Source organism: Kutzneria sp. NPDC052558 (genome assembly GCF_044547355.1).
Taxonomy (GTDB): Bacteria; Actinomycetota; Actinomycetes; order Mycobacteriales; family Pseudonocardiaceae; genus Kutzneria.
Genome location: NZ_JBIUAG010000009.1, coordinates 171411 through 195125, shown reverse-complemented (window position 1 = coordinate 195125; position 23715 = coordinate 171411). Strand labels below are relative to the sequence as shown.

Below are 23715 nucleotides of genomic sequence, written 5' to 3'. Positions count from 1 at the left end.
ATGTGGCGCACGAGGGTCAGGCGGTGTCGGACTCCGCGGCCTCGTTGAGGGCGTCCATGGCCTCGGCCATCTGGTTGAGGGCGGCGGTGTCGAGGCGCTTGAGCAGGCGGCGTTTGTTGTTGCGGCCGGCGTCGCGGAGTTCAGCGAGCATGGCGGATCCCTTGGCGCTCAAGTAGATCCGACGGATGCGGCGGTCGTGGGGGTCGACGGCGCGGCGGATGAGGCCGCGGGCGGCCAGGCGGTGGGTGATGCCGGTGACGGCGGCGAGGCCGACGCCGAGGCCGCGGGCGAGGTCCTGGCCGGAGGCGCCGTCGGCGAAGGACACGAGAAGCAGCGCCTGGAGTTGCCGCATGGTGAGGTCGGTGGCGGCCAGCGGACTGGCCCCGCCGGCCGAGGTCAGGCGCAGGAACCGGTCCTCGGCCTGCTCGATCCGTTCGATCAGCCGATCCCTGTCGTCCACTCGCGCCTCCTCGGAAGACCTGGCGGCGATAGTTTACGGCATGCATACTGTTCACATCATGTGAAGTATTTCCGCGTCACGGGGAGGGTGACATGGACGTGCCGGTGTTGATCGTCGGGGGCGGACCGGTGGGGCTGTTCCTGGCCGCCGAGCTGCGGCTGGCCGGGGTGACGCCGCTGATGGTGGAGCGGCTGGCCGAGCCGGACCGGGGCAAGAGCGACGACGACCGCGGGCTGACGGCCCGCACCATGCAGACGCTGGACCTGCGTGGACTGGGCGATCCGGTGCGCGCGCTGACGGCGACGGCCCTGCGCCGCCTGGCCGGTCTCAGCGAGCAGACGGCGGGGGAGGATCCGGGCGACCTGACGGAGCTGATGGCGGCCCTGGGCATGGCCGACTTCAAGGGCGATTTCGCCATGCTGCCGTTCATCGACCACGACGGCGAGCTGGCCGACCTGGCCCCGCCGCTGATGGTCATGCAGGGCGAGTTCGAACGACTGCTGGCCGACCGGGCCGCCGAGCTCGGTGTCGAAGTCCGCCGTGGCCTCGACCTGGTGTCCATAGAGGACGAGACGACCGCCATTTTTGCCGATGGCGCCAGGATTTCCGCCGACTGGCTGGTGGGCTGCGACGGCGGGCGCAGCACGGTGCGCCGCCAGGCCGGCTTCGACTTCCCCGGCACCGATCCGTCGATGCTGGCCCGCACCGGCGTCGCCGCCTACGACGGCGAACTGCCGCTGGCGCCCGGAATGCACCGGCTTCCCGGCGGCGTCCTGGCCGTGGCCCCGGCGCCGACCCCGAGCATGACCATCGAATTCGACCCGGAGCCGTTCGACCGCGACTTGCCCCTGACCGCCGAGGAGTTCCAGGCCAGCCTGCGTCGGATCAGCGGCCACGACTTCACCGTCACGGCCATCGACCAGCCGCTGCGGATCACCGACAACGCCCGCCAGTCCTCGACCTACCGTCGCGGCCGGGTGATCATCGCCGGCGACGCGGCCCACGTGCACTCGCCGATCGGCGGCCAAGGCCTCAACCTCGGCCTCCAGGACGCCGCCAACCTGGGCTGGAAACTGGCCCTCGTCGCCCGCGGCCTGGCCGATCCCGAGCTGCTCGACACCTACACCGCCGAGCGCCATCCCGTTGGCGCGCAAGTGCTTCGCGACAGCCGCGCCGAGTCGGCCCTGATCCGCACCGACCCCCACACCGAGGCCCTGCGCGGCGTGCTCGCCGAAACCCTGGACGCCCGGGCCATGCTGGAACTGAGCCACGGCCTACGCATCCGTTACGGCGACGACAAAACCCCGCTCGTCGGCACCTTCGCCGCCGGGACCCGACTCCTCGACGGCCGGGCCCGCTACCTCGGCCCGGACGTCGAAGTCGTTGCCCCATGGGCGGATCGCGTCACAGTCGAGGCCGCACACGGCGAAGGCGTGCTGATCCGTCCCGACGGCTACGTTGCCTGGGCCGGCGGTGACGGGCTGGAGGCCGCGCTGCGTCGGTGGTTCGGCGCACCGTCAGCGGCCTGATCGACACCGACGTCTGCGCCGAGCCCGGCGACAGCGGCGCGATGGTCGACGGCGACACGGCCCTGGGCCTCACCTCCGGCGGCAGCGGCGCTGAGCGCGTACGGCCTGAGCCTGCCCTGATCCATCCGCCCGAGAACCATGTGCTCAGTAACGTGTAGAGGACGGCCGCCGGGCTCCGACCAAGCGGTGACAGCGCACGACACGTGAAGGAGCGCAGCGATGAAGTACCTGCTGATGATCTACGGCAACAAGGAGAAGTGGGACTCGCTGCCGGCCGAGCAGTGGCCCGAGGTGATCGCCGCGCAGGAGGCGTTCAACAGCCGCTACCGGGAGACCGGGGAGCTGCTCGGCGCCTACGGCCTGGCCGACGCCGAGCAGGCCAGGCTGGTGCGCCGGGTCAACGGGGCGGCGGTGGTCACCGACGGCCCGTACCTGGAGACCAAGGAGTACATGGCCAGCTTCTACCTGCTGGACGTGGCCGACGAGGCCAGGGCCCGGGAGATCGCCGCGGACATGCCGAGCGCCGACCAGGACCCGGTCGAGCTGTGGCCGGTGCCGCACGAGTCGGTGTGAGACGCCAGGCGGCGGGGGCTCGCCCCGGAGCCCCCGCCGCTCGGTCTCACGGGCGGTCGGTGAGATAGCCGCCCATCGTCCTGAAGTAGTCGTTGGCGGCCAGCTCGGCGCCGTCGGCGGTGCGCACCCGCTCGATCACCAGGCCGGGGAAGGTGCCGCGGCGGGCGTCCGGGCCGGCGACGATGACCACGCCCTCGCCCTCGCGGTAGAAGATCCGGCCGGGCGTGCCGCCGTAGTGGCCCTGCGACACGGACGCCTTGACGATGCGCAGCTCCTGCCCGCGGTGGTAGGTGAAGGCGTTCGGGTACGGGTCGGACTGGGCCCGCACCAGCCGCTCGATGTACTCGGGCGTCCAGTTCCAGTCGATCAGGCTGTCCCGCTTGGCCCGCTTGTGGAAGAAGCTGGCCTTGGACCGGTCCTGTGGCGTCGGCTGGAAGCCCTGCTCGATCAGCTTGATCGCCTCGGCGGTGATCGGCGCGATCAGGTCCACGGTGCGGTGGAACAGGTCGGCCGAGGTGTCCTTCGGCCCGACCGGCACCGACCGCTGCAGCACGATGCCGCCGGCGTCCAGCTCGCCGTCCATCATGTGCGCGGTCACGCCGACCTCGGGCTCGTCGTTGAGCAGCGCCCAGATGACGGGGGAGAAGCCGGCGTAGGCCGGCAGCAACGAGTCGTGGATGTTGAGCGTGCCGTGCCGGGGCAGCTCGAACACCTCCGGCGGCAGCCAGGTCCGCCAGTTGTTGGCCACGATCAGGTCCAGGTCGGCCGCCTTGAGCTCGGCCAGCAGCTCGGCGTCGTCCGGCCGGTCCCGCAGCAGCACCCGGATGCCGTGCTCGGCGGCGAGGTCGGCCACCGAGTCGGCCCAGATCCGCTCGTAGGCGTGGTCGCTGCGCGGATGCGTCACGACCAGCGCGACCTCGTGGCCGGCGTCGATCAGGGCACGCAGGGTGCGGTGCCCCCAGGTCTGGTAGCCGAACATCGCGACGCGCATGCGCAGGTGCCTTCCGTGGGCTGACGAGTAGGTCAGCCTAGCCTAACTTAGGCCAGGCTGACCTACTCAAGTGCCCGGACGGCGTCAGTTCTTGGTCGCCGTGTAGTTCTTGAACAGCAGGTAGGTGTCCAGGATGTCGGAGCTGGCGCTCTGCACCGACCGGTAGATGCCCCACTTCGGCCGCACATAGTCGCCCTGGTCGGGGATGGTGACATTGGTCAGCCGGCCCTGCGCGGCGATTGGCGCGCTGCTTCCCGCGCCACTGCGGATGATCGCGCCGGCCACGCCCTTGGAGCCAGGGGTCAGCGTCAGCGAGATGTTGATCCACTTGTCCCGCAGCGGGGCCAGATCGGTCTTGGCGATCGCCGGCGAGCCGGAGTTGGCGTAGGCGCGGGCCTGGATGATCTCGGTGCTGCCGCTGCGGCTCAGGTCGATCGTCACCCACGGGCCGCCGTTGGTCGAGGGTGTCTTGGTCTGGAAGATGTGGGTGAACTTGCTGGTGCCGTGCAGGGACGACGGCATGTACATGTCGTACGAGATCGTCCAGGTCTCGCCGTTTGTCATCTTCAGGGCGGCGCCGTTGTGCACCATGCCCTTCGACTCGGTGCGCTGGCGGTCGCCGCCGCCGGTGGTGTCGCGGTCGTCCTTCCAGATGTTGAAGCGGTAGTGGTCGCCTTCGACCACGACGTACTTGCGGTCGGGGTGCTTGCCGCCGCGGTCGGCCTCGATGCCCTCGAACGCCTTGAGTCCGTCGGTGGCGGGGTCGGGGTGCCAGAGCGTGGTGGCCGCCGGGGCGGCGAAGGCGGAGGTCAGGGGGTGCAGCGCGATCGGCGCGGCGAGCGCGGTGACGGCCAGCGTGCGCAGGGCGGTCCTGCGGGAGAACTGCGGCAGGGATTCCGGCATCGTCGGTGTGTCCTTCCTGGCGGCGAACGACAGGGGTACACATCGGGCGGCGGGAGAACGGCCCCTTGTGGGCCAGAACATCCGATGTCTTGCGGCACCGACCTTAGGACCGAGGCTTCCGCGCTGTCAATGGAAACCATTTCATCCGATGGGTCCGAAAACTTGCGACAACGCCGTGATCGGGCCGCTAGCGTGCCGGCATGCAGCTGGGGATCGCGGTGTTCGGCGGATGCGATGGCCTGACGCCGCCCGAACTCGCCCGCGCGGTCGAGGAACGCGGCTTCGAGTCGCTCTGGTACGCCGAGCACACCCACATTCCCGTGGCCAGTCGGCGTGACGACAACCGTCCGGCCCGCGACTACGCCGCCAGCTGCGACCCGTTCGTCGCGCTCGCCGCCGCGGCCGCCGTGACCACCACGCTCCGCCTGGGCACGGCGGTCTGCCTGGTGCCGCAACGGGATCCGATCATCACGGCCAAGGAGGTCGCCAGCATCGACCAGATGTCCGGCGGCCGCGTCGAATTCGGCGTCGGCGCCGGCTGGAACCGACTGGAGCTCGCCAATCACGGCACCGACGCCCGCCAGCGCATGGCCGTGCTGGCCGATCGGGTGCGAGCGATACGGGCGATCTGGACCGCCGATGAGGCCGAACACCACGGCCCGCACGCCGACTTCGATCCGCTGTGGTCATGGCCGAAGCCGGTGCAGCGGCCGCATCCGCCGGTGCTCGTCGGCGGCAACGGTCCCGGCGTCGAGGACCGCGTCCTCGCCTTCGGCGACGGCTGGCTGCCGCAGTGCGGGCCGTTGGCCTCGCTCACGGAGTTGGCGAACCGCATAGCCGAACTGCGCCGACGGGCCGGTCACCGGGTGCCGGTGACGCTGTTCGGCGCGATCCCGGAGGCGCCGATGCTGCTGGCGTTCGCCGACGCGGGCGTGGATCGCTGCCTGTTCACGCTGACCTCGGGTCCGGGCGATCTCGACCGGCTCGACGGCTGGGCCGGGCTGCTCGACCGGCGGTGACCGCCCGCAGGCGCTGGATCTCCGCGGCCGCAGCCGGGGTGTCATCGACATTGCCGTCCACAATGGACCGTACGCATCGGCGACGGCCGAGGTTTCGGTCATCAGGTCCCGCCACGCGGCGGCTGTCGGCCGCACGCGGCGCGCCGGCGGCGTCCACCAGCGTCGGCGACAGGCGAGTGATGAACACCATTGCCAGCGCGTAGTTTCGGATCTAGGGGACCGGGGGAGTGCCGTGCGTGTGGAAGGACTCGATGGTCTTCAGCCCCCACGCCTGTCCCTTGGCCCGTTCGGCCTGGGTCCAGCTGATGGGCCGCCAGTCGGGGGCCAGGATCAGCCGGGTGAGCGGGTTGCACAGCTCGACGCGGTTGCCGCCGGGCTCATAGACGTACAGGAAGAAGGTCTGCTGGATGGCGTGCTTGTGCGGGCCGGTCTCGATGAACACGTTGTTGTCGAGGAAGATGTCGGCGCCGCGCAGGATGTCCTCGCGGGTGTCGGTGGCGAACGCGATGTGGTGCAGGCGGCCGGTGCTGCCCGTCCAGTCGTTGGTGTAGACCAGGTCGTAGGACTTGTTGCCGAAGTGCAGCCACGACGCGGCCACGGCCCCGTCGTCCAGCACGATCTGCTCGGTGACCTCGCCGCCCAGGGCGTCGGCGACGAAGCGGCTGCTGGCCGGGACGTCGGCGGCCAGGAAGTTGACGTGGTCGAGCCGCCGGACCCCGATGCCCCGGCCGGGATAGGCCTGCGGCTGGTTCTTCAGCGACGGCTTGAGGTCCGGCGGCGCCTCGAACCAGGTGGTTTCCCAGTACAGCTGGATTTCGTGACCGTCGGGATCGGCGCACAGATAGCTGGGGCCGATGCCGGCGCCGGCGGGCAGCCACCGGCCGCCGGGGATCGAGGCGGCCAGCCGATCGAGCGCCTCCTGGCTGGAGGTTCGCAGGGCGGTGCGGCGGATGCCGGAGGTCTCACTGGCGGTGAGCACCAGGCTGTACTGCTCGTAGTCGTCCCACGTGCGCAGGAACACCGAGTCGCCGTCGCGGCCGTTCTCGGTGAGCCCCATCAGCTCGGTGAAGAACCACAGGCTGCGCTCGGGTTCCGGGGTGAGCAGCTCGACATGCCCGATGTGGGCGACATCGTGCCGGGGAGTCATGCGAATTCTCCTTGCTATCGCGGGAAAACCGTGCCGTCGAACAGCATCCGGGCGGTGCGCACGACGCCGCTGCGCCGCACCTTGCCGGCCGGGTCCAGTTCGACCTCGACGTGGAGGTGGCCGGTGGGGTGCTCGACGTCCACTCTGGACGAACCGACGAACAGCTCGTGGCCGACGGCCCCCTCCATCAGGAGCGCGGTGGCGACGCTGACCGCGCCGAGCACGCCGATGGACGTGTGCAGCTGCACGGGGATGAACGTCCGGGTGCAGATCGAGCCGCCGTCGGCCGGCTTGGCCACCAGCGTGGTCTTCGGCACCGACGTGGTGTCCCGCAGACCCATCAGCGCCGCCGCCTGCATCCGCAGCCGTTGCACGCGATCACGCAGCGCGAGGTCGTCCGAGAGTTGGGACACCGTCTCGTAGCCGGTGATCCCGAGATCGGTCGCGCGGGCGACCACCACCGGCATTCCGTTGTCCACACAGGTCACCGGCACGCCGTCGATCAGGTCGACGAGGTTTCCCGTCGGCAGCACCCCGTTCGGCCCCTCGGTGTCGTCGAAGTCCAGCACCACGCCGGGGGCGACGCCGGGAACCCCGGAGATGGCGACGTCCTCGGTCGGGAACCGGGCGGTGGCCACACTGTCCGAGTTGACCATGCGGATCCGCACGGGCTGCCCGCTCGGCGCCAGCCCCCGGGCGACGGCGAACGGCCCGACGCCGGCCAGCAGGTTGCCGCAGTTCTGCTTGTCGGAGACGGTCGCCTCCTGCACACCGAGTTGCAGGAACAGGTAGTCGACGTCCACGCCCGGCCGGGAACTGGGCGACACCACGGCGACCTTGCTGGTCAACGGGGTCGCACCGCCGATGCCGTCGATCTGGCGCGGATCTCCGCTGCCCATGATCCGAATCAGCAGGTCGTCCCGCTCGGCCGGGTCCGCGGGCAGGTCGGAGGCGAGGAAGTAGGCGCCCTTGGAGGTGCCGCCCCGCATCAGCACGCACGGAACGCCGGCCATCATCGGGTTCCGTACTCTGCGGCCGTCATGTAGCGGACGCCCAGCGCCGCCAATTTGTCCCGTAATCCGTACCGGTCGAGGCCGAGCTGCCCGGTTCGGAACGCCGCCCGCGCCGCCTCTTCCTTGTCCACCCGGGCCTGCGCCAGTTCGATCGCCCCGGCCACCTCGTCCCGGGGCACGCAGAGCACCCCGTCGTCGTCGGCCAGGATCACGTCGCCGGCCCGGATCGTCTGCGTCCCGACGACGATCGGCACGTTCACGGCGCCGGCCGTCGACTTCACCGTGCCCTGCGCGCTGACCACCCGGGACCACACCGGGAACGCCATCTCGTGCAGCTCGGCGATGTCCCGCACGCCGGCGTCGATGACCAGCCCGCGAACTCCCCGGGCCTGCAACGACGTCGCCAGCAGCTCGCCGAACATGCCGTCCGTGCAGGGGGAAGCCGTGGTGACGACCAGCACGTCGCCGTCCCGGCACTGCTCGACCGCCGCGTGGATCATCAGGTTGTCCCCGGGCCAGCACAGCACCGTGACCGCCGAGCCGCCGATCCGGCGGCCCAGGTGCGTCGGCCGATGACCAGGACCCAGGAATCCGGTGCGCCCCAACGCCTCGTGCACCGTCGCCACCCCGTAGCCGGCCAACCGGTCGATCGCGTCGAGCGGCGCCCGGGGGACGTCGGTCACCACCACCGTGTCCATGTCTACTCCGTTTCCTCGAGTGCCGTGATCACGCTGCGCAGGTGCTCTCGGGCGGCCCGCTCGGCGGCGTCCGGGTCGTGCCGGGCGATCGCGTCGACGATCGCCAGGTGCTCCGGCAGCGACACGTGGGTGCGCCCGTCCCGCATCGCCAGCCGGAACTGGTGCCGCACCAGCTGCCCGTGCAGGCGTTCCAGCAGCTCGGCGGCCACCGGCTGGTCGGCGATCTCCCGCACCAAGCGATGCAGCTCGCGGTTGAGCGCCGAGTACTTCATCGGCTCGCCGTCCGCCACCGCCGTCCGCATCTGCTCGCCGATCTCCAGCAGCGCCTCGACCTCGTTGTCGGTCGCCTTCTCGGCCGCCTTCGCCGCGCACAGCCCCTCCAGCACCATGCGGCACTCCGTGATCGCCACCGCCTCCGCGACGGTGACCACTCGCACCCGCGCCCCGCGATTGGGGATCCGCTCGACCAGCCCCTCGCCGGTCAGGTCGATCAGCGCCGCCCGCACGCTGGCCCTGGTCACCCCGAACGTCTCGGCCAGCTCCGTCTCGACCAGCCGCTGCCCGGGCACCAGATCGCCGGCCATCAGCGCCGCCCGCACCGCCGCCACCGCGGCCTGCCGCCCGGCCTCACCCTCCTGCGGCGCATCGGCTTGGCCGGCCCGCGACACCCGGGCCTGGACCAGTTCGCCGGCCTCGTCGGACCGCCGCGTCGTCGCTGCCCGCTCGGCGGGTTCGTTCTTCCGCGGCGTGCTCGACATGGGCGGCTCCCTTCCTCGACAACGGACGCTAAGCATCTCACACAAGATTGTCAACAATTCTGTCGGCAACACTTGTGACAATCGTGTCGACGGAGCTACGGTGCTGAGCCATCCCCTCGAGGACGTGGGCAACGCCCTGGTTCGCCTGGTCGACAGGCGGTCGAAGCACGTGATCCGCGAGGGCGTGGCGGCTCCGAGAAACCGACCGTATCCGGGACCGCCGAGGCGAGGGGTCCGTTCGGTGACGCGGCAGCGCAGACCGAGGGAGGATTCATGTCCAGCAGCGCACACACGCTGACGATGGACCTTGCGACCGCGCTGGCGGGTCCGGATCGAGTGCCGCGACGAGCCGTGAGTTACGCGGCTGTCGGCATCGTCTCATGGGCTCCTTCCTGGTGTTCTTCGGCTTCATCTCGTCGGTGCCACCGACCGTCGTGCTGTCCGTGGAGAGCTCCCCGACCTGGGTGCGGTCGGCCGGCTTCGGCTTGGTCGACGGTGTCGGCGTGCTCGGCGGCGCGACCGGCGTGGTGGTCGAGGGCCCGCTGCTCGCCCGTTGCCGGCGCTGCTGCTGGTGTCGAGCTTCGTGAGCGTCGCCGCGGTACTGGCTCAGTTCACGCCCCGCACCCGTAATCGCGCACTGGAGGAACTGTCACCGTGATCATCGACTGCCACGGCCACTACACCACCGTGCCCGCCGCCCACACCAACTGGCGGGAGCGCCAGCTCGCGGGCGACCGACCGACCTACCCGACCATCAGCGACGACGAGATCCGGGAGTCCGTGCGGCAACAGCTGCGCATCATGGACGAACGCGGCATCGACCTGACCATCTTCTCGCCGCGGGCCTCGGCCATGGCCCACCACCGCGGCGACGAGTCGACCAGTCTCGCTTGGGCTCGGGCGTGCAACGATCTGATCCACCGGGTCGTGGAGCTCCACCCCGACCGGTTCGTCGGCGTGGGCCAGCTTCCGCAGTCCCCGGGCGTGCCGATCGAGCGGTCCATCGGCGAACTGCGGCGCTGCGTCGAGGAGCTGGGCTTCGTCGGCTGCAACCTGAATCCCGACCCGAGCGGCGGCCACTGGACCGCCCCGCCGCTCACCGACCGCGAGTGGTATCCGTTCTACGAGGCCATGATCGAGCTGGACGTGCCGGCGATGGTGCACGTGTCGGCGTCGGCGAATCCGGTGTTCCACGCCACCGGCGCCCACTACATCAACGCCGACACCGCCGCCTTCATGCAGTTCGTGCAGGGTGATCTGTTCGCCGACCTGCCCGAGCTGCGGCTGGTGATCCCGCACGGCGGCGGCGCGGTCCCGTACCACTGGGGCCGCTACCGCGGGCTCGCCGACATGCTGGGCCGCCCGGAACCGGCCGAACACGTGCTGGCCAACGTCTCCTTCGACACCTGCGTCTACCACCAGCCCGGCATCGACCTGCTGTTCGAGGTGATCGGCGCGGACTCCGTGCTGTTCGGCTCGGAGACACTGGGCGCCGTCCGCGGCGTGGACAGCCGCACCGGCCACCACTTCGACGACACCCGTCGCTACGTGGACGCGGCCGCACTGTCCGATGTGGACCGGGCCAAGGTCTATCAGCACAATGCCCTCCGGGTGTATCCGCGGCTGGAGGCGGTCATCGGTCGGCCATCGCGGCGGTGAGCGACTGCCGGGACGCCCGGAGCGATGGCAGCAACGCCGCGAGGGGAGCGGCCAGCACGGCGGCGGCCAGCAGGATGCCGAGCCGGGACCACGGCAACGTGAACAGCACGGGCTCGGCATCGGTGGAGGCGACGTGGGTGAGCAACCACGCCGACACCACACCGACCAGCAGGCCGCACGCCGCGCCGAGCAGCGCGACGAACACCGATTCGGCCATGACCGACGCCCCCAGGCCGCCCCGGGTGAGGCCGAGCGCCCGCAGCAGGGCGGACTCCCGGGAGCGTTCCAGCACCGACAGCGACAGCGTGTTGGCGATGCCGGCGAACGCGATCACCACCGCCAGCGCCGTCAGCGCCCACAGTAGGTTGAGCGTGCCTCGCAGCGGCGCGGTCATCTGCGCCTTGATGTCCGCGATGCTGTTGAGCAGGGCCAGCGGTTGCGCGGCCAGCGCCCGTTCCAGCGACGGCCGCACCTGGTCGGCGTTCGCATCGGGAGCCAGCTTCACCAGCAGGCTGCCGTCGTAGCCGACACTGCCGCGCAACGTGATCGCGGTCATCTGCGCGATGTCGACCAGCGCCAGGCCGAGATCGACGCCAGGGGCGTTGACACTGTCGTAGACGGCGACCACGCGCAGGGGCACCCTGGCGTGCACGATGTCGCCGACCGCGAGGCCGGCCTCGGTCGAGAGTTGCTTGCTCACGGCGATCTCGCCCGGGCCGAGGTGGTCGAGCCGGCCGGACAACACCACCGGTCGCACCAGGCTGCCCACGGCGTCGCCACTGATGGCGGCCATGCCGTAGGCGCCGCGCGAGCCGAGATCGCCGGAGAAGGACACACGCTGCGCGGTGGCGGCCACTCCGGGTACGTGGCCGAGCGCGGTGGCCAGGCTGTCGGGCAGCGGCCGGGTGGCAACGGCGCTGGTGACGGTGAAGTCCGCGGCCAGCTGGTGGTCGACGCCTTGGCTGCGCCCGCCCTCGATCCCGGCCGTCACCGTGGTCACCAGCGTCACCACGGCGAGCCCGATGGTGAGCGTGGCGGCGCTGGCCGCGGTGCGCCTGGGGTTGCGGCCGGCATTGAGCGCGGCCAACTTCGACGGCTGTCCCAGCACTGGGGCGAAGACACTGCTCAGCACGCGGACCACGGGTCCGACCAGCACCGGGCCGATCGACAGCGCGGCCAGGAGCAGCGCCACCATGGCCACGACGGCCAGCGCCGCTCCGGTGTCCACGTCGGTGGAGGACAGTGACAGGGCACCCGCCCCGACACCCACCGCCAGCGCCACCGCCGACATGACGGCGCGAAGCCTGCCGGCACGGGCCGACGTGCCCTCGACGGGCGCGCGCAGGGCTTCCACCGGCGCGACCCGGGTTGCCGCTCGCGCCGGCACCGCGGCGGCCAGCACCGTCACCAGCACACCGATCGCCAGCGACTCGACAGCCGTCCTGACCGTGAGCGGCACGTGCACACCGGAGGGATTTCCCAGTTGGAGCAGCGCGGCGACGCCGAGCCCGGCGAACAGGCCCACCACCGAGGCAAGGGCTCCGACAACGGCAGCCTCGATCAACACGCCGCCGAACACCTGCGACCGGCCGGCCCCGACACAGCGCAGCAGCGCCAGCTCGCGGGCTCGTTGGGTGACCAGGATGGTGAACGAGTTGACGATCACCAGGCCCGCCACCACCATCGCCAGCACCGCGAACGCCGCGAAGAACTTGGTCAGGTTGGCCGAGTCCGGGGCGGCGGTGCTCAGCAGCTGCGCCGCCGCCTGTTCGCCGGTCGCCACCTCGACACCCGGCAACGCCCGCGCGATGGTGTCCCCGAGTTGACGGTCGTCCACCCCGGGCGTCGCGCGGACCACGATCTCGCTGAAGCCCTGCTGCGGCGCCAGCTGGCGAACCGCGTCGGCCGTGAGCACCAGTTGCGGTGCGCCGATGCCGGCGTCGGTCGGCCGGCTGAAGGCGCCGACCACGGTGTACTGGTGCTGGCGGCCGTCCTGGTCGAACACGGTTGCCCGCTGGCCGGGGGAGAAGCCGACCTCGGTGGCCATCGCGACTTCGTCGGCCTTGGCCGGCAACCGCCCGTCGGCCAGGTCGAACGGCCGCAGGTGGTCGTCGGCCGGCAGCGCCATCGCACCCGCGTCGCGGGCGTGGCCGTCCTTGAGCAGCGGGGCGCCGATCCACGCGCGGCCCTCGGCCGCCGCGACACCGGGCAGGTGCTGGACTGTGTTCAGGACGGACTCGTCCAGATCTCCGCGCTTCACGGTGATGTCCGCGTCCACGCCGCGCAGCTGGTACGCGACCGCGGCGCGCACGCCGGCACGCGCGGCGTCGGCGAGGATGAGCGACCCGGACACGAACGCCACGCCCAGCGCGATGGCCAGCGCGGACAACAACATCCGGGTCGGCCGGGCCGTCAACCCGGCGAAAACGGTGCGCAGCATCATGCCCCCAGGGAGGTCAGCGCGGACAACACGGTGTCGGCGGTCGGCCGTTGGAGATGCGCGGCGACCCGTCCGTCCGCGAGCAGGACGCCGTGGTCGGGCACCCGCACCGCCGTCTCGCCGCGGCCGTGCACCTTCACCACATCGGTCACCTCGGCCGCCATGGGACTGTCCACTGTGCTCTCCTCGCTCGACGCGCTGTCCGGACGATCGTGCCGGGCGGAGGCTGAACGGCGGCTGAAGCAACCTGAAGTTCTCTTCAGGAACGGCCGGACGGATCTGGGAGGATCGAGCCATGCGAGTACTCGTCGTGGAAGATGAGAGGCGGCTGGCCGAGGGCCTCCAGTGGGGACTGGAGGCCGAGGGCTACGCCGTCGATCTCGCGCACGACGGGGTCGAGGGGCTCGAACTCGGGCTGGAGCACCACTACCAGGTGATCGTGCTGGACATCATGCTCCCCAGGATGAACGGGTACAAGGTGTGCCAGGAGTTGCGGACGGCCGGCGTGACCACGCCGATTCTCATGCTCACGGCCAAGAACGGCGAGTACGACGAGGCCGAGGCGCTCGACACCGGCGCCGACGACTTCCTCAGCAAGCCGTTCTCGTACGTGGTGCTCAAGGCCCGGCTGCGGGCCCTGGCCCGGCGCGGCCGGGTCGGCGCATCGACCGTGTTGACGTTCGGCGACCTCTCGCTGGATCCGGCCAAGCGGATCGTCCGGCGCGCGGGGCAGGCGGTGCGGCTGACCACGAAGGAGTTCGCCGTGCTGGAATGCCTGATGCGCAACGGCGGCGAGGTGGTCGCCAAGTTCGAGATCCTGGAACAGGCATGGGACATGGCCTACCGCGGCGAGCCGAACATCGTCGAGGTGTACATGAGAGCCCTGCGCCGCAAGCTGGACGTCCCGTTCGGGCGGCACACCATCGAGACGGTGCGAGGCATCGGCTATCGGTTGGCGCACGATGAGTAGATGGTGGCCGGCGTCGTTCCGGAAAAGCATGACCCTGGTGGTCTTCCTCGTGTGCGGGGGCCTGTTCGCTCTCGGCGCGGTGGTCATCCGGTCGTTCGTGGACCTGCGGATGTCCAATGACGACGCCAACGCGGCCCGTGGACAGCTGAGCCAGCTGGCGCTGGCCTATCAGCACGGTCTGCCCGGCGCCGATCGGGCGGCCGGGTTGAGCGGCGACGCGATGTACGTCGTGGTCGGCGCCTCCGGGCAGGTGGTCGTGGCCAGCGAGAGCATCACCCGTCTGCATCCACAGTGGACTCCACCGGGGCCCGCGCCCGCCGGGGCTCCAGCTGACTGGCGTGCCACCGTCGACGTGACGCTGCGCTCGGCCGAGCATCCACTGTGGCGGGAGTTCCGCACCTACCGCGCGCTGGGCCAGGTCGTCGATGACGCCCAGGGAAACCGGTTCACGGCGTACCTGTTCGTGTTGCCCTGGAACACCGTGAGCACCCTGCGGGTGTTCGACGACACCATGGTGTTCTTCATCCCGCCGGCGGCGCTGGTCGCGGCCCTGGTGGCGTGGTTCGCCCTGCGGAAGACGCTGCGCTCGGTGGAGGCGATCCGGCTGGAGCTGTCCGGGGTCAGCGGCAGCCGGCTCGACCGGCGGGTGCCGGTGCCGCGGTCCCGGGACGAGATCGCCCGGCTCGCGGCCACCACCAACGACACCCTCGAACGGCTCCAGCGGGCCCATGACCGGCAGGAACGCTTCGTCGCCGACGCCAGTCACGAATTGCGCAGTCCGCTGGCCAGCCTTCGCACCGGCCTGGAGGTGGCGCTGGCGCATCCCGACCGGGCGGACTGGCCGGCCGTGGCCGAGAGGTCGCTGCTCGACGTGCAACGGCTCCAGCGGGTCACCGCCGACCTGCTCCAACTGTCCGTGGAGGAGGCGGCCCCGGCGTCCGAGGTCGTGGACCTGGCCGACGTGGTCATGGAGCAGGTCGCCGAGCGGTCGGTGGGCGGCGGGCCGACCGTGCGGTCCTTTGTGGATTGTCCGGCCCTGGTCCACGGCGAGCTCGTGCAGTTGGAGCGGCTGCTGCGGAACCTGCTCGACAATGCCGTGCGGCATGCCGCGTCGACTGTCGCGGTGCGGTTGTCCGTCGGTCGTGAGGTCGTGTTGGAGGTGATGGACGACGGTCCTGGCGTTCCGGTCGGTGATCGGGAACGCGTGTTCGACCGGTTCGTGCGGCTGGACGACGCCCGGACCCGGGATGTCGGCGGCTCGGGGCTGGGGTTGACCCTGGCCCGGGACATCGCGGTCCGCCACGGCGGCTCGCTCCAGATCGAGAACAGCGCCATCGGGGCCAGGTTCGTGGCGCGCTTGCCGGGTGCCAGGGCCTCGCCGGGGTTACCGTGAGCGGGTGGCGAGCCCGGTGGAACTGGACGTCGACGGCTTCCCGGTGCGGATCTCCAACCCGGATCGGGTCTACTTCGCCGCCCGCGGTGAGACCAAGATCGACCTGGTCCGGTACTACCTGGCCGTGGGACCCGGCATCGTGCGGGCGCTGCGCGAGCGGCCGTGCATGATGCACCGGTTCCCGACCGGGACCAGTGGTGAGAAGGTGCACCAGAAGCGGGTGCCGGCCGGCGCGCCGCCGTGGCTCGAGACCGTGCGGGTGCTCTTCCCGCGCTACAAGAGGCATGCCGACGAGCTGTGCGTCACCAAGCTGGCCGACGTGATCTGGTCCGTGCAGATGTCGACCGTCGAGTTCCACCCGTGGAACTCACGGCGGGCCGACACCGAGCGCCCCGACGAGTGGCGCATCGACCTCGACCCGATGCCGGAGTGCGGCTTCGACACCGTGCGGCTGGTCGCCGGGGTGGTGCGGGAGCTGCTCGACGAGCTCGGCATCGTCGGCTACCCCAAGACATCCGGTGGCCGCGGCCTGCACGTCTACGTGCGGATCCGGCCCGACTGGGAGTTCAGCCAGGTTCGCCGGGCCGCGCTGGCCTTCGCCCGTGAGGTCGAGCGGCGGGCGCCGGACGTCGTCACCACCACCTGGTGGCGGCGGGAACGGGACCCACGCACGCTTTTTGTCGACTACAACCAGAACGCCCGGGACCACACCATCGCCAGCGCCTACTCGGTCCGCGGCGTGCCCGAGGCCACCGTGTCCACCCCGATCCGGTGGGACGAGCTCGCCGACATCGAGCCGCGGGACTTCACCATCGCGACCGTGCCGGCCAGGTTCGCCGAGCTCGGTGACCTGCACGAGGGCATTGACGATGTCGCCCATTCGCTGGAGCCGCTGCTCGAGTGGGCGGACCGGGACGAGCGAGCCGGCGCGGAAGACCCGCCGAGCGAGGACGAACAGGACAAGGCATGAGCGAGGAAGGGAGGGGTGGCCGTAGGTAGGGCAGGACGGTGGGAACGGGCAACGCCTTCGGTCAGGCTCGGCGAGTGGACAGGTCGGGCTGGCGGTCGGGGTCCGGTGGGTAGGCGGGCACGACCGGGAGCCGGTCAGCAGGTGCTCGAGTTGCAGGGTCGGCGGCTGAGGGCGTCGAAGAACACGGCGCGGAAGGTGGCGGCGTCCAGGGCCTGGTAGGCCTTGCCGCCGGTGACCGCGGCGATCTGGTTCAGCACCGGCATGTCGGCGTCCGGGCCGAGGCCGATGCTAATGATCTCGACGGGGCGCGTGGGGTCGGCCTCGGCGCGGAGACGAGTGAGCAGGGAGGTGAGGCTCAGGCCGCCGGAGCGGTCGTTGCGGCCGTCGGTGATGAGGACCACGGCGTTGACCTTGGTGGGGTCGTAGCCGGTCTTGAGGGCTTCGAAGCCGGCCAGCGCGGTGTCGTACAGGGCGGTGCTGCCGCCGACTCGGGCCGGCAGGGTGAGGCCGGCCCGTTGCAGCGCGATCCGTTGGGGGACGCCGTTGTCCAGGCCGCCGAGCGGGCCGAGTGGCACGAGTTCGCTGGTGGTGAGGGAGAACGTCCACAGGCCGACGGAGGTGGTGTCGGGCATCAGCGACAGGCCGGCCAGCGCGCCGTCGCGGGCGACGTCGATGCGGTGCTGGCCGCCGGGCATGGGCTCCTGCATGGAGCCGGAGGTGTCGATGACGGCGAGGGTGCGGCCGTCGAGATGCACGACGTTCCATGCCCGCATGACCGTGGTGACCTGGTCGGCGGTGGGGGCGGGAATGAGCTTCGGGGTCTGGGAGCGGACACCGTCCTTGCCGCCCCAGGACGCGGAGGCGACGGCGTTCGGGTCGCGGAAGCCGGCGGCGCTGAGGATGCCCATGGACCGGGCCGAGCGGAGTTCGGCCTCGAAGGCGATGGCCGCGGCGTTGGTGCCGGTCGGCTCGTTGGCCGTGGTCACGCGGACCACGGGGTAGTCGAACAGGACGCTGCCCTCGGTCGGGTAGACGGCGACGGCCTTGCCGGCGGTGGACGTGCTGCCGGCGGCGGACGCGTTGTTGGCGACGATGGACTGCTCGGTGGCGGTGAAGACGGTGTCGGGATGTTGGCGCAGGGTGGTGAACGCGGAGGCCGTGCTGTCCACGGTGGAGTTGCGGAGCTTGAGCAGCACGGCGATGAGCTGGGGCGGCGGGGTGCCGGTGGAGGCGGGGGCGAGGCGCTGCGCGAGGGCGAGGGTGGCGATGCCCTCGGTGTTGCTGAGCGGGTCGGCGATGGTGACGTTGCCGGCGACCAGCTGCTGCCAGCTGTGGAGCTTGCTCGCCTGCTGCGGGGACGCGGCGATGACCAGCGGCGAGGAGGCGATCGAGGGGTGCTCGGTCAGGCGCGGGGTGGGGCCGCTGACCTTGGCTTCCAGCTGAGAGGCGGTGGGGACCCACAGTGCCGAGTCCGGGATCCACAGGGCCGGCGGGTCGATGGGGTTGACCGGCAGGTCCTGCACGACCTGGGCCGCCGGCTCGGCGGTGACCTCCACGGTCGCGCAGGGTCCGTTGACGTCGACCGAGTCGTGGTTGAAGGCGGCGGCGATGTCCTGGACCGGGGCGAGCATGGCCGGCGTGACCGCGACCCGGAGCGGGATGGTGTCGCCGTGGCAGTGCGGGGAGGCCACCTCGTTCGCGACGACCACGCCGGTGACGGCGAGCGAGGCGACCAGTGCCGGGAGGAGGAAGGGCCGGAGTGGGTGCTGCGGGGAACGCGAGTGCTGGTTGGCCGCCATGTGCCTCTCCCGATCCGTGTCAGGACGTGGGTCGCCATGCTCTGATACGCGGGGGAGCCGCGGCGGGTTCAATCGAGGATTGCCAACGGCGCGATTGCCCCCGCGTCAACCGGTTCGGGATCGGGGAGAAGCCGCCGAGCACCGTCCAAGCGGGACGTCCCGGGGCACATCGCGGCGGCGTTCGACCGGCGGCCGGCGACCGTCGTCCTCGACGACGGCATCGACGGCTTTCATGCGGCCGTGGAGAACTCGATGCCGCCGTGTGTGGCTGAGTGGATCACCCATGCGGAAGGACGAGGGCGTCGGCGAGCACTGCCACGTGGGTGCGACGGCCGTGTGGACGAAGCTGTGGCCGATCACGGGACTGCCGCCCTAGCGGGCGTCGGTTGTGGCCTGCCGGTTGCCGGCGGCCCACAGTCTGGAGGAGCCGTCTGCCGTGGACGGTCAGCTGGGTGTTGGAGTGGGACACGAGGACCTCTGCGGTGATGGGTGGGCTGGGCGCCGCCGTCGACCTCCACCGCCAAGCCGCCTGGCCCTGCCGCGGGGGACCTCGTGAGGCTGTGGGCGAGACGCGCGAAACCGGGATGCTTGTCGCTGCTGTAGCGGTGATGGAGACGTGCGCCGTTGTACGTCGCCCTCGGGCCGTTGAACGGCGCGAGGGCGGCATGGGGTCAGTTCACGTGCTTGTCGAACCACTCGACCAGCTGCTCGGGGTGCTCGGAGAAGTAGTTGTAGCCGTCCCAGCGGCGGGTGCTGCCCTCGATCCAGAACAGCTTCTTGTCGCTTGCGGGGACGGCGTCGAAGATCGCCTGCACGTCGGATGGCTTGGTCAGGGCGTCATCGTGCACCTGGGTGATGAAGGTGGGCGCCTGGCAGTTCTTGGCGTACTCGATCGGCGACACCTCGTCGATGGTGAAGCTGAGGTTCAGCTCCACCTCCCGGTCGACGGCCTCGAACTGGTCCGGGATCCCCATCGCCTCAAGGTTGCGCTCGACCATCGCGCGCATCGAGATCGGCTGGATGGCGACCAGGGCGCGCACGTTCGCGAAGAGCTCCGGATGCCGGGTCATCGCCATGAACGTGGCGTTGGCGCCCATGCAGCGGCTGAGCAGGCCGAGCTTCATGGTGGCCGTGTCGGGTCGGGATGTGGCGTACCGCAGCGAGCCGGCCACGTCGCGGGACTCGAACTGGCCCCAGGTGAAGATGAAGCCGTTGGCGTCGCCGCTCTGGCCGTGGTTGCGTGCGTCGTAGGTCAGCACGTGGTAGCCGGCCTCATGCAGGTGCTGGTACTCCCGCATGTAGTTGACCTCGATGGTGTTGCCGGGAACGAACTGCCACGGGGGCAGGTGCGAGGGAAAGCCGTAGCGGTTCATGGGCATCGGATGGTTGGCGATGATCAGCTTGTCCGAGCCTGGGCAGGGGATCCACCACGCTTCCAGCGGGGTGCCGTCCAGGGACGGGAACGTGAGGTCCTCGTACGCCATCCCGTACTCGTCCGGCGTGTGCAGGATCGGCGCGCGCACCGGGCTGCTGAGGCCCTTCGCCAGACCCTTGACCATCTCAGAAATATCCGCCATGACAGTAGCTCTTTCTGTTTCGTGGTGAGATCGTGTCGCATTTCCTTCTGCCATGAGAACGTAACTTTCGGGCTGGGGAGAAGCCACTGATGAAGGGTGCACTGGCAGGGCACCCCTGCATACGGAGTGGCTCCGGGATGTCGTCCTAACCTGGAAGCCGTGGACAATGCAGCCGAGACCCGGGAGTTTCTGACCTCCCGCCGCGCCAGGATCAGCCCGCAGCAGGTGGGGCTGCCCGCCCATGGCCCCCGTCGGGTGCCGGGACTGCGGCGCGCCGAGGTCGCATTGCTCGCCGGGGTGAGCGTCGAGTACTACGCGCGGTTGGAGCGCGGTGACCTGTCCGGAGTGTCGGACCAGGTCCTTGACGCCCTCGCTCGGGCGCTGCGGCTGAGCGAGGACGACCGCACCCATCTGGAGGATCTTGCCCGCGCCGCGGGTCCGGGACGTCGACGCCGACGCCGGGCGGCCGCCGCCTCGGTGCGGCCGAACCTGCGGCGTCTCCTGGACTCCATGGCCTGCCCGGCGTTCGTCCTGAACGGCCGTGGTGACGTCCTGGCCGCCAACAGCCTCGGCCGTGCCCTGTACGCCCCCATGATCGAAGCCGCCGGGGGCGCCACCCCCAACCATGCCCGGTTCATATTCCTGGACCCCCGCTCCCGCCAGTTCTGGGGCGACTGGGAAAGCGCCGCCGACAACCTGGTCGCTCTCCTGCACGCCCAGGCCGGCCGCGACCCCTACGACAAGGACCTCACCGACCTCATCGGTGAGCTGTCCACCCGCAGTGACGATTTCCGTGCCCGCTGGGCCGGCCACGACGTCCGCCAGTACCACCAAGGCGCCAAGGTCATTCACCACCCCGTGGTCGGCGCCCTTCACCTCGCCTACGAATCCCTCGACCTGCCCGCCGACGGCCTCATCCTGTTCGCCTACGACGCAGAGCCGGGCAGCGACTCCGAAGACGCGCTGCGCATCCTGGCCAGCTGGGCCGCCGACCACGTCCCCGAGCCGGCCGAGCGCTCCCCCGGCGGGACGAGCGACGTCTGGCGGCCCGGTGTTCAGCAAGACACCCCTCGTGCCGACGGCCGACCGGAACTGTGACGGCAGGAACAGCGGCCATCAGGAGAGGACGGGAACGATGCGCAGCAAGGTGTTCACCGCGGACAACGCGGCGCTCGTGGTTGCCGGCATCACGACCGAGGTCGCCGAAGGGAACCTGACTGGCGCGCCTGGTTGGATCGCGATCACTGCCAACAACGCTCGTGGCCAATACACCTGGACGCCGGTGTGATCAGCAGCCGCGTGGCCGGCGGCCCAGGTGCGGTCGGCGGCCATGCGGCGCGAAGTGCTGGTGTGGTTGGATTTCTGCCGCGCAGGCGGCCCGCGTGGTCGGTGGGCATTCGGGACGAGATGCTGGCGTGGTCGACGGTTGGGCTGCGCGGGCCGCCGGCGTGATCAGCAGTCGCGGAGTTCGGGGCTCTGGTTGAGCAGTTGCCCGCGCGGTGACACGAACGCCCGGTAGCGTCGACCGTCCACAGCGGACGGTCGGAAGACGGCGACCCGGTGGCAGTTCTGGAAAGCCAAGGTCACGCCGAAGTGGCGCTCCAGTCCGCCGCGGATGGCATCGGAGGCCAGGGCGCGGAGCAGCTGGCCGCGTTCGGTCTCGCTGGGCGGGGGCGTGGCGTTGTCGGCGAAGTCGGAGTCGCCGAGGTCGGCGACCACGCCGCTGATCACCTGCCAGGCGTAGGGCAGGGAGTCGCGGACACAGGCGACGAATTCGTCGTCGGTGACGTCGCCGCTGGTGGCGCGGGCGAGCAGGGCGGCGGGCACGTCCAGGGACATGGGATTCGACCTCCGAAGGTGGGCTGCTACCGTTCTACTGAACATCGAAATCATTATCAACAGGGGTCACCCGAATGAAGATCGCCTTCGTCGGCAAGGGCGGCAGCGGCAAGACCACGCTGTCGGCGCTGTTCACCCGTCGCCTGATCGCCGGCTCGGCGCCGGTGCTCGCCATCGACGCCGACATCAACCAGCACCTGGCCGCCGCGCTCGGCGCCTCCGACGAGCAGGTGCTGACGCTGCCCACGCTCAGCGCCCACCTGCCGTTGATCAAGGACTGGCTGCGCGGCAGCAACCCCCGCATCCCGTCGGCGGACAAGATGATCAAGACGACCCCGCCCGGCACCGGCTCGCGGATGCTGAAGGTGGTGGAGGACAATCCGATCTACGCCGCCTGCGTTCGGGAAGTGGACGGCGCGCGGCTGGCGCTGACCGGGCCGTTCACCGACGACGACCTGGGCGTGGCCTGCTACCACTCCAAGGTCGGGGCGGCCGAGCTGCTGCTCAACCACCTGGTCGACGGGCCGGGCGAGTACGTCGTGGTGGACATGACCGCCGGCGCCGACTCGTTCGCGTCGGGCCTGTTCACCCGGTTCGACCTCACCGCCCTGGTGTGCGAGCCCACGCTGCGCAGCGTCGGCGTCTACCGGCAGTATCTGGGCTACGCCAAGGACTTCGGCATTCGGGTGGCGGTGATCGGCAACAAGGTCTGCGACCAGGACGATCTGGACTTCCTGCGCGACGAGGTCGGCGACAACCTGCTGTGCTGGCTCGGCCGCTCGGGGCACGTCCGGTCGGCCGAGCGGGGCCGGGTGCTGCCGATCACCGAGCTGGAGCCGGACAACCTCGCCGCCCTCGACACCATCCGGGCCGAGCTGGACGGCACCGTCCGGGACTGGGCCGCCTACCAGCGGCAGGCCGTCGAGTTCCACCTGCGCAACGCCCGGGCCTGGGCCGGCGAAGACCTTGCCGCGCAGGTGGATCCGGGCTTCGTGCCGGCCGCCGGATGAGGTGACGGGCCACCCGACCGGGGGTGGCGCGAAACACGGGCGCCGGTCGGTCGGGCCGGGCGTAGCGTGGATGGCGGGGGCTCGGAGGAGGAGCCGCGGATGGCTGCCTGGGCGGATCTGGTCCGGTTCATCGACCGCGAGTACGACGTGACGCGGCGGGAGGCGGACGAGGTGAGGGTGCGGATCCATTACAGCGGCGAGGATGTGGACGACGACGAGCGGACACAGATCGCGGTGGTGGCCCGGGAGGAGGTGGACGGGCAGGAGTGGGTGCAGATCGCGACGCCGTTCGCCCGGGTCGAGGAGGTGGACGTGGCGCGGGTGCTGGCGTCCATCGGGGCGACGACGGTGGTGGGCGGCGCGGTGATCATGGGGGAGTACCTGGTGTTCCGGCACTCCCTGCCGTTGCGGAACCTGGACGCCAACGAGTTCGTGGAGCCGTTGGAGCTGGTGGCGGGCTCGGCGGAGCTGCTGGAGGAGCAGTTCACCGGCGGCGACTACTACTAGGATCGCCGACGTGACCGACACCGAGGTGCTGCGCAAGGACAACCGGTACGAGCTGCGGGTGGACGGCCGGCTGGCCGGCTCGGCGGCGTTCGTGGACCGGGACGGGCAGCGGATCTTCCACCACACCGAGATCAACCAGGCGCACCGGGGCGAGGGGCTGTCCACTGTGCTCATCGAGCGGGCGCTGGCCGACACGACGGCGTCGGGGATGCGCATCGTGCCGGTGTGCCCGGCGGTGAAGGCCTACCTGGACAAGCACGACGACTTCGCGGATTCCGTGGACCCGGTGACGGACGAGACCATGGACTGGCTGCTGGCCAAGTTCGACAAGCGCTGACGGCCGATCCGCCGGCGGGCGACTGGGGGGTGGCCGGGTTCGGCTTGTTGTCGGGCCGGCCGGGGACTGGCACGGAGCGCGGGGGCGGCCAGCTCGTCGGTGAAGCCGGCTGGGACCGGACGG

Annotated in this window: 26 protein-coding genes; 14 read left to right on the top strand and 12 right to left on the bottom strand. The window is 70.7% G+C overall.

Annotated elements, in window-relative coordinates; genetic code table 11:
- Window positions 1-16: 16 nt before the first annotated feature.
- On the bottom strand, window positions 17-460 hold the full coding sequence (locus tag ACIG5F_RS18810; protein ID WP_396518996.1) for a MarR family winged helix-turn-helix transcriptional regulator: 444 nt from the start codon (window positions 458-460) through the stop codon (window positions 17-19).
- 92 nt (window positions 461-552) lie between these two features.
- On the opposite strand from ACIG5F_RS18810, the gene ACIG5F_RS18805 reads away from it, so the two are divergent.
- From ACIG5F_RS18805 to ACIG5F_RS18795, 3 genes are all read left to right on the top strand, one after another.
- Window positions 553-1989: an FAD-dependent monooxygenase gene (locus ACIG5F_RS18805; protein ID WP_396518995.1), complete on the top strand. Its 1437-nt coding sequence runs from the start codon at window positions 553-555 to the stop codon at window positions 1987-1989.
- Entirely contained in the window at window positions 1962-2147 is a 186-nt protein-coding gene (locus tag ACIG5F_RS18800; RefSeq protein WP_396518994.1) for a hypothetical protein, read from the top strand. Before ACIG5F_RS18805 ends, ACIG5F_RS18800 begins: the two co-directional genes overlap by 28 nt.
- Window positions 2148-2208: 61 nt before the next feature.
- The gene (locus tag ACIG5F_RS18795; RefSeq protein WP_396518993.1) at window positions 2209-2562 is read left to right on the top strand and encodes a YciI family protein; all 354 of its coding nucleotides are present in this window, start codon (window positions 2209-2211) and stop codon (window positions 2560-2562) included.
- A gap of 46 nt (window positions 2563-2608) precedes the next feature.
- On the opposite strand, the gene ACIG5F_RS18790 is transcribed toward ACIG5F_RS18795, so the two are convergent.
- On the bottom strand, window positions 2609-3553 hold the full coding sequence (locus tag ACIG5F_RS18790; protein WP_396518992.1) for a methionyl-tRNA formyltransferase: 945 nt from the start codon (window positions 3551-3553) through the stop codon (window positions 2609-2611).
- Window positions 3554-3637: 84 nt separating this feature from the next.
- Complete coding sequence (locus ACIG5F_RS18785; RefSeq protein WP_396518991.1) at window positions 3638-4456, bottom strand: hypothetical protein; 819 nt, start codon at window positions 4454-4456, stop codon at window positions 3638-3640.
- A gap of 200 nt (window positions 4457-4656) precedes the next feature.
- Between ACIG5F_RS18785 and ACIG5F_RS18780 the strand changes: the two genes are divergently transcribed.
- Window positions 4657-5475: a TIGR03619 family F420-dependent LLM class oxidoreductase gene (locus tag ACIG5F_RS18780; RefSeq protein ID WP_396518990.1), complete on the top strand. Its 819-nt coding sequence runs from the start codon at window positions 4657-4659 to the stop codon at window positions 5473-5475.
- Window positions 5476-5686: 211 nt separating this feature from the next.
- On the opposite strand, the gene ACIG5F_RS18775 is transcribed toward ACIG5F_RS18780, so the two are convergent.
- Genes ACIG5F_RS18775 through ACIG5F_RS18760 form a run of 4 tightly spaced genes read right to left on the bottom strand, consistent with a single transcriptional unit; the run spans window position 5687 to window position 9091 of the window.
- Entirely contained in the window at window positions 5687-6622 is a 936-nt protein-coding gene (locus ACIG5F_RS18775) for a VOC family protein (RefSeq protein ID WP_396518989.1), read from the bottom strand.
- Between the two features lie 14 nt (window positions 6623-6636).
- Window positions 6637-7635: a PrpF domain-containing protein gene (locus ACIG5F_RS18770; RefSeq protein WP_396518988.1), complete on the bottom strand. Its 999-nt coding sequence runs from the start codon at window positions 7633-7635 to the stop codon at window positions 6637-6639.
- Window positions 7635-8333: a 4-carboxy-4-hydroxy-2-oxoadipate aldolase/oxaloacetate decarboxylase gene (locus ACIG5F_RS18765; protein WP_396518987.1), complete on the bottom strand. Its 699-nt coding sequence runs from the start codon at window positions 8331-8333 to the stop codon at window positions 7635-7637. The genes ACIG5F_RS18770 and ACIG5F_RS18765 overlap by 1 nt, the downstream gene beginning before the upstream one ends.
- A gap of 2 nt (window positions 8334-8335) precedes the next feature.
- On the bottom strand, window positions 8336-9091 hold the full coding sequence (locus ACIG5F_RS18760) for a GntR family transcriptional regulator (RefSeq protein ID WP_396518986.1): 756 nt from the start codon (window positions 9089-9091) through the stop codon (window positions 8336-8338).
- Window positions 9092-9471: 380 nt separating this feature from the next.
- On the opposite strand from ACIG5F_RS18760, the gene ACIG5F_RS18755 reads away from it, so the two are divergent.
- Entirely contained in the window at window positions 9472-9678 is a 207-nt protein-coding gene (locus ACIG5F_RS18755; protein ID WP_396518985.1) for a hypothetical protein, read from the top strand.
- Between the two features lie 67 nt (window positions 9679-9745).
- Window positions 9746-10750 carry an amidohydrolase family protein gene (locus tag ACIG5F_RS18750; RefSeq protein ID WP_396518984.1) on the top strand — a complete coding sequence of 335 codons (1005 nt, stop codon included), beginning with the start codon at window positions 9746-9748 and terminating at the stop codon, window positions 10748-10750.
- On the opposite strand, the gene ACIG5F_RS18745 is transcribed toward ACIG5F_RS18750, so the two are convergent.
- Together ACIG5F_RS18745 and ACIG5F_RS18740 are read right to left on the bottom strand one after the other, a co-directional pair.
- Window positions 10725-13193, bottom strand: a complete 2469-nt coding sequence (locus tag ACIG5F_RS18745) for an FtsX-like permease family protein (protein WP_396518983.1) — start codon at window positions 13191-13193, stop codon at window positions 10725-10727. The genes ACIG5F_RS18750 and ACIG5F_RS18745 overlap by 26 nt on opposite strands.
- Window positions 13190-13366: a hypothetical protein gene (locus ACIG5F_RS18740; protein ID WP_396518982.1), complete on the bottom strand. Its 177-nt coding sequence runs from the start codon at window positions 13364-13366 to the stop codon at window positions 13190-13192. The genes ACIG5F_RS18745 and ACIG5F_RS18740 overlap by 4 nt, the downstream gene beginning before the upstream one ends.
- 119 nt (window positions 13367-13485) lie before the next feature.
- On the opposite strand from ACIG5F_RS18740, the gene ACIG5F_RS18735 reads away from it, so the two are divergent.
- Genes ACIG5F_RS18735 through ligD form a run of 3 tightly spaced genes read left to right on the top strand, consistent with a single transcriptional unit; the run spans window position 13486 to window position 16523 of the window.
- Window positions 13486-14160 carry a response regulator transcription factor gene (locus ACIG5F_RS18735; protein ID WP_396518981.1) on the top strand — a complete coding sequence of 225 codons (675 nt, stop codon included), beginning with the start codon at window positions 13486-13488 and terminating at the stop codon, window positions 14158-14160.
- 28 nt (window positions 14161-14188) lie between these two features.
- The gene (locus ACIG5F_RS18730) at window positions 14189-15553 is read left to right on the top strand and encodes a sensor histidine kinase (protein WP_396518980.1); all 1365 of its coding nucleotides are present in this window, start codon (window positions 14189-14191) and stop codon (window positions 15551-15553) included.
- A 4-nt stretch (window positions 15554-15557) separates the two neighbouring features.
- Entirely contained in the window at window positions 15558-16523 is a 966-nt protein-coding gene (ligD, locus tag ACIG5F_RS18725) for a non-homologous end-joining DNA ligase (protein ID WP_396518979.1), read from the top strand.
- A 134-nt stretch (window positions 16524-16657) separates the two neighbouring features.
- Here ligD and ACIG5F_RS18720 read toward each other — a convergent pair whose 3' ends face one another.
- Window positions 16658-18322, bottom strand: coding sequence for a substrate-binding domain-containing protein (locus ACIG5F_RS18720; RefSeq protein ID WP_396518978.1), 1665 nt, complete (start codon window positions 18320-18322; stop codon window positions 16658-16660).
- Window positions 18323-18993: 671 nt separating this feature from the next.
- Entirely contained in the window at window positions 18994-19881 is an 888-nt protein-coding gene (locus ACIG5F_RS18715) for an alpha/beta hydrolase family protein (RefSeq protein WP_396518977.1), read from the bottom strand.
- 177 nt (window positions 19882-20058) lie between these two features.
- Between ACIG5F_RS18715 and ACIG5F_RS18710 the strand changes: the two genes are divergently transcribed.
- Complete coding sequence (locus tag ACIG5F_RS18710; protein WP_396518976.1) at window positions 20059-20997, top strand: helix-turn-helix domain-containing protein; 939 nt, start codon at window positions 20059-20061, stop codon at window positions 20995-20997.
- 37 nt (window positions 20998-21034) lie between these two features.
- A complete protein-coding gene (locus ACIG5F_RS18705; RefSeq protein WP_396518975.1) occupies window positions 21035-21187 on the top strand; it encodes a hypothetical protein in 153 nt (50 codons plus the stop codon).
- A 164-nt stretch (window positions 21188-21351) separates the two neighbouring features.
- Here ACIG5F_RS18705 and ACIG5F_RS18700 read toward each other — a convergent pair whose 3' ends face one another.
- Entirely contained in the window at window positions 21352-21738 is a 387-nt protein-coding gene (locus ACIG5F_RS18700; RefSeq protein WP_396518974.1) for an SCO5389 family protein, read from the bottom strand.
- A 74-nt stretch (window positions 21739-21812) separates the two neighbouring features.
- On the opposite strand from ACIG5F_RS18700, the gene ACIG5F_RS18695 reads away from it, so the two are divergent.
- The 3 genes from ACIG5F_RS18695 (at window position 21813) to ACIG5F_RS18685 (ending at window position 23592) form a co-directional block, all read left to right on the top strand.
- A complete protein-coding gene (locus ACIG5F_RS18695; protein WP_396518973.1) occupies window positions 21813-22748 on the top strand; it encodes an ATP-binding protein in 936 nt (311 codons plus the stop codon).
- 99 nt (window positions 22749-22847) lie between these two features.
- Complete coding sequence (locus ACIG5F_RS18690; RefSeq protein ID WP_396518972.1) at window positions 22848-23255, top strand: hypothetical protein; 408 nt, start codon at window positions 22848-22850, stop codon at window positions 23253-23255.
- Window positions 23256-23265: 10 nt separating this feature from the next.
- Window positions 23266-23592 (top strand): GNAT family N-acetyltransferase, encoded by a 327-nt coding sequence (locus ACIG5F_RS18685; RefSeq protein WP_396518971.1) that lies wholly within the window; start codon window positions 23266-23268, stop codon window positions 23590-23592.
- The last annotated feature ends 123 nt before the right edge of the window (window positions 23593-23715 follow it).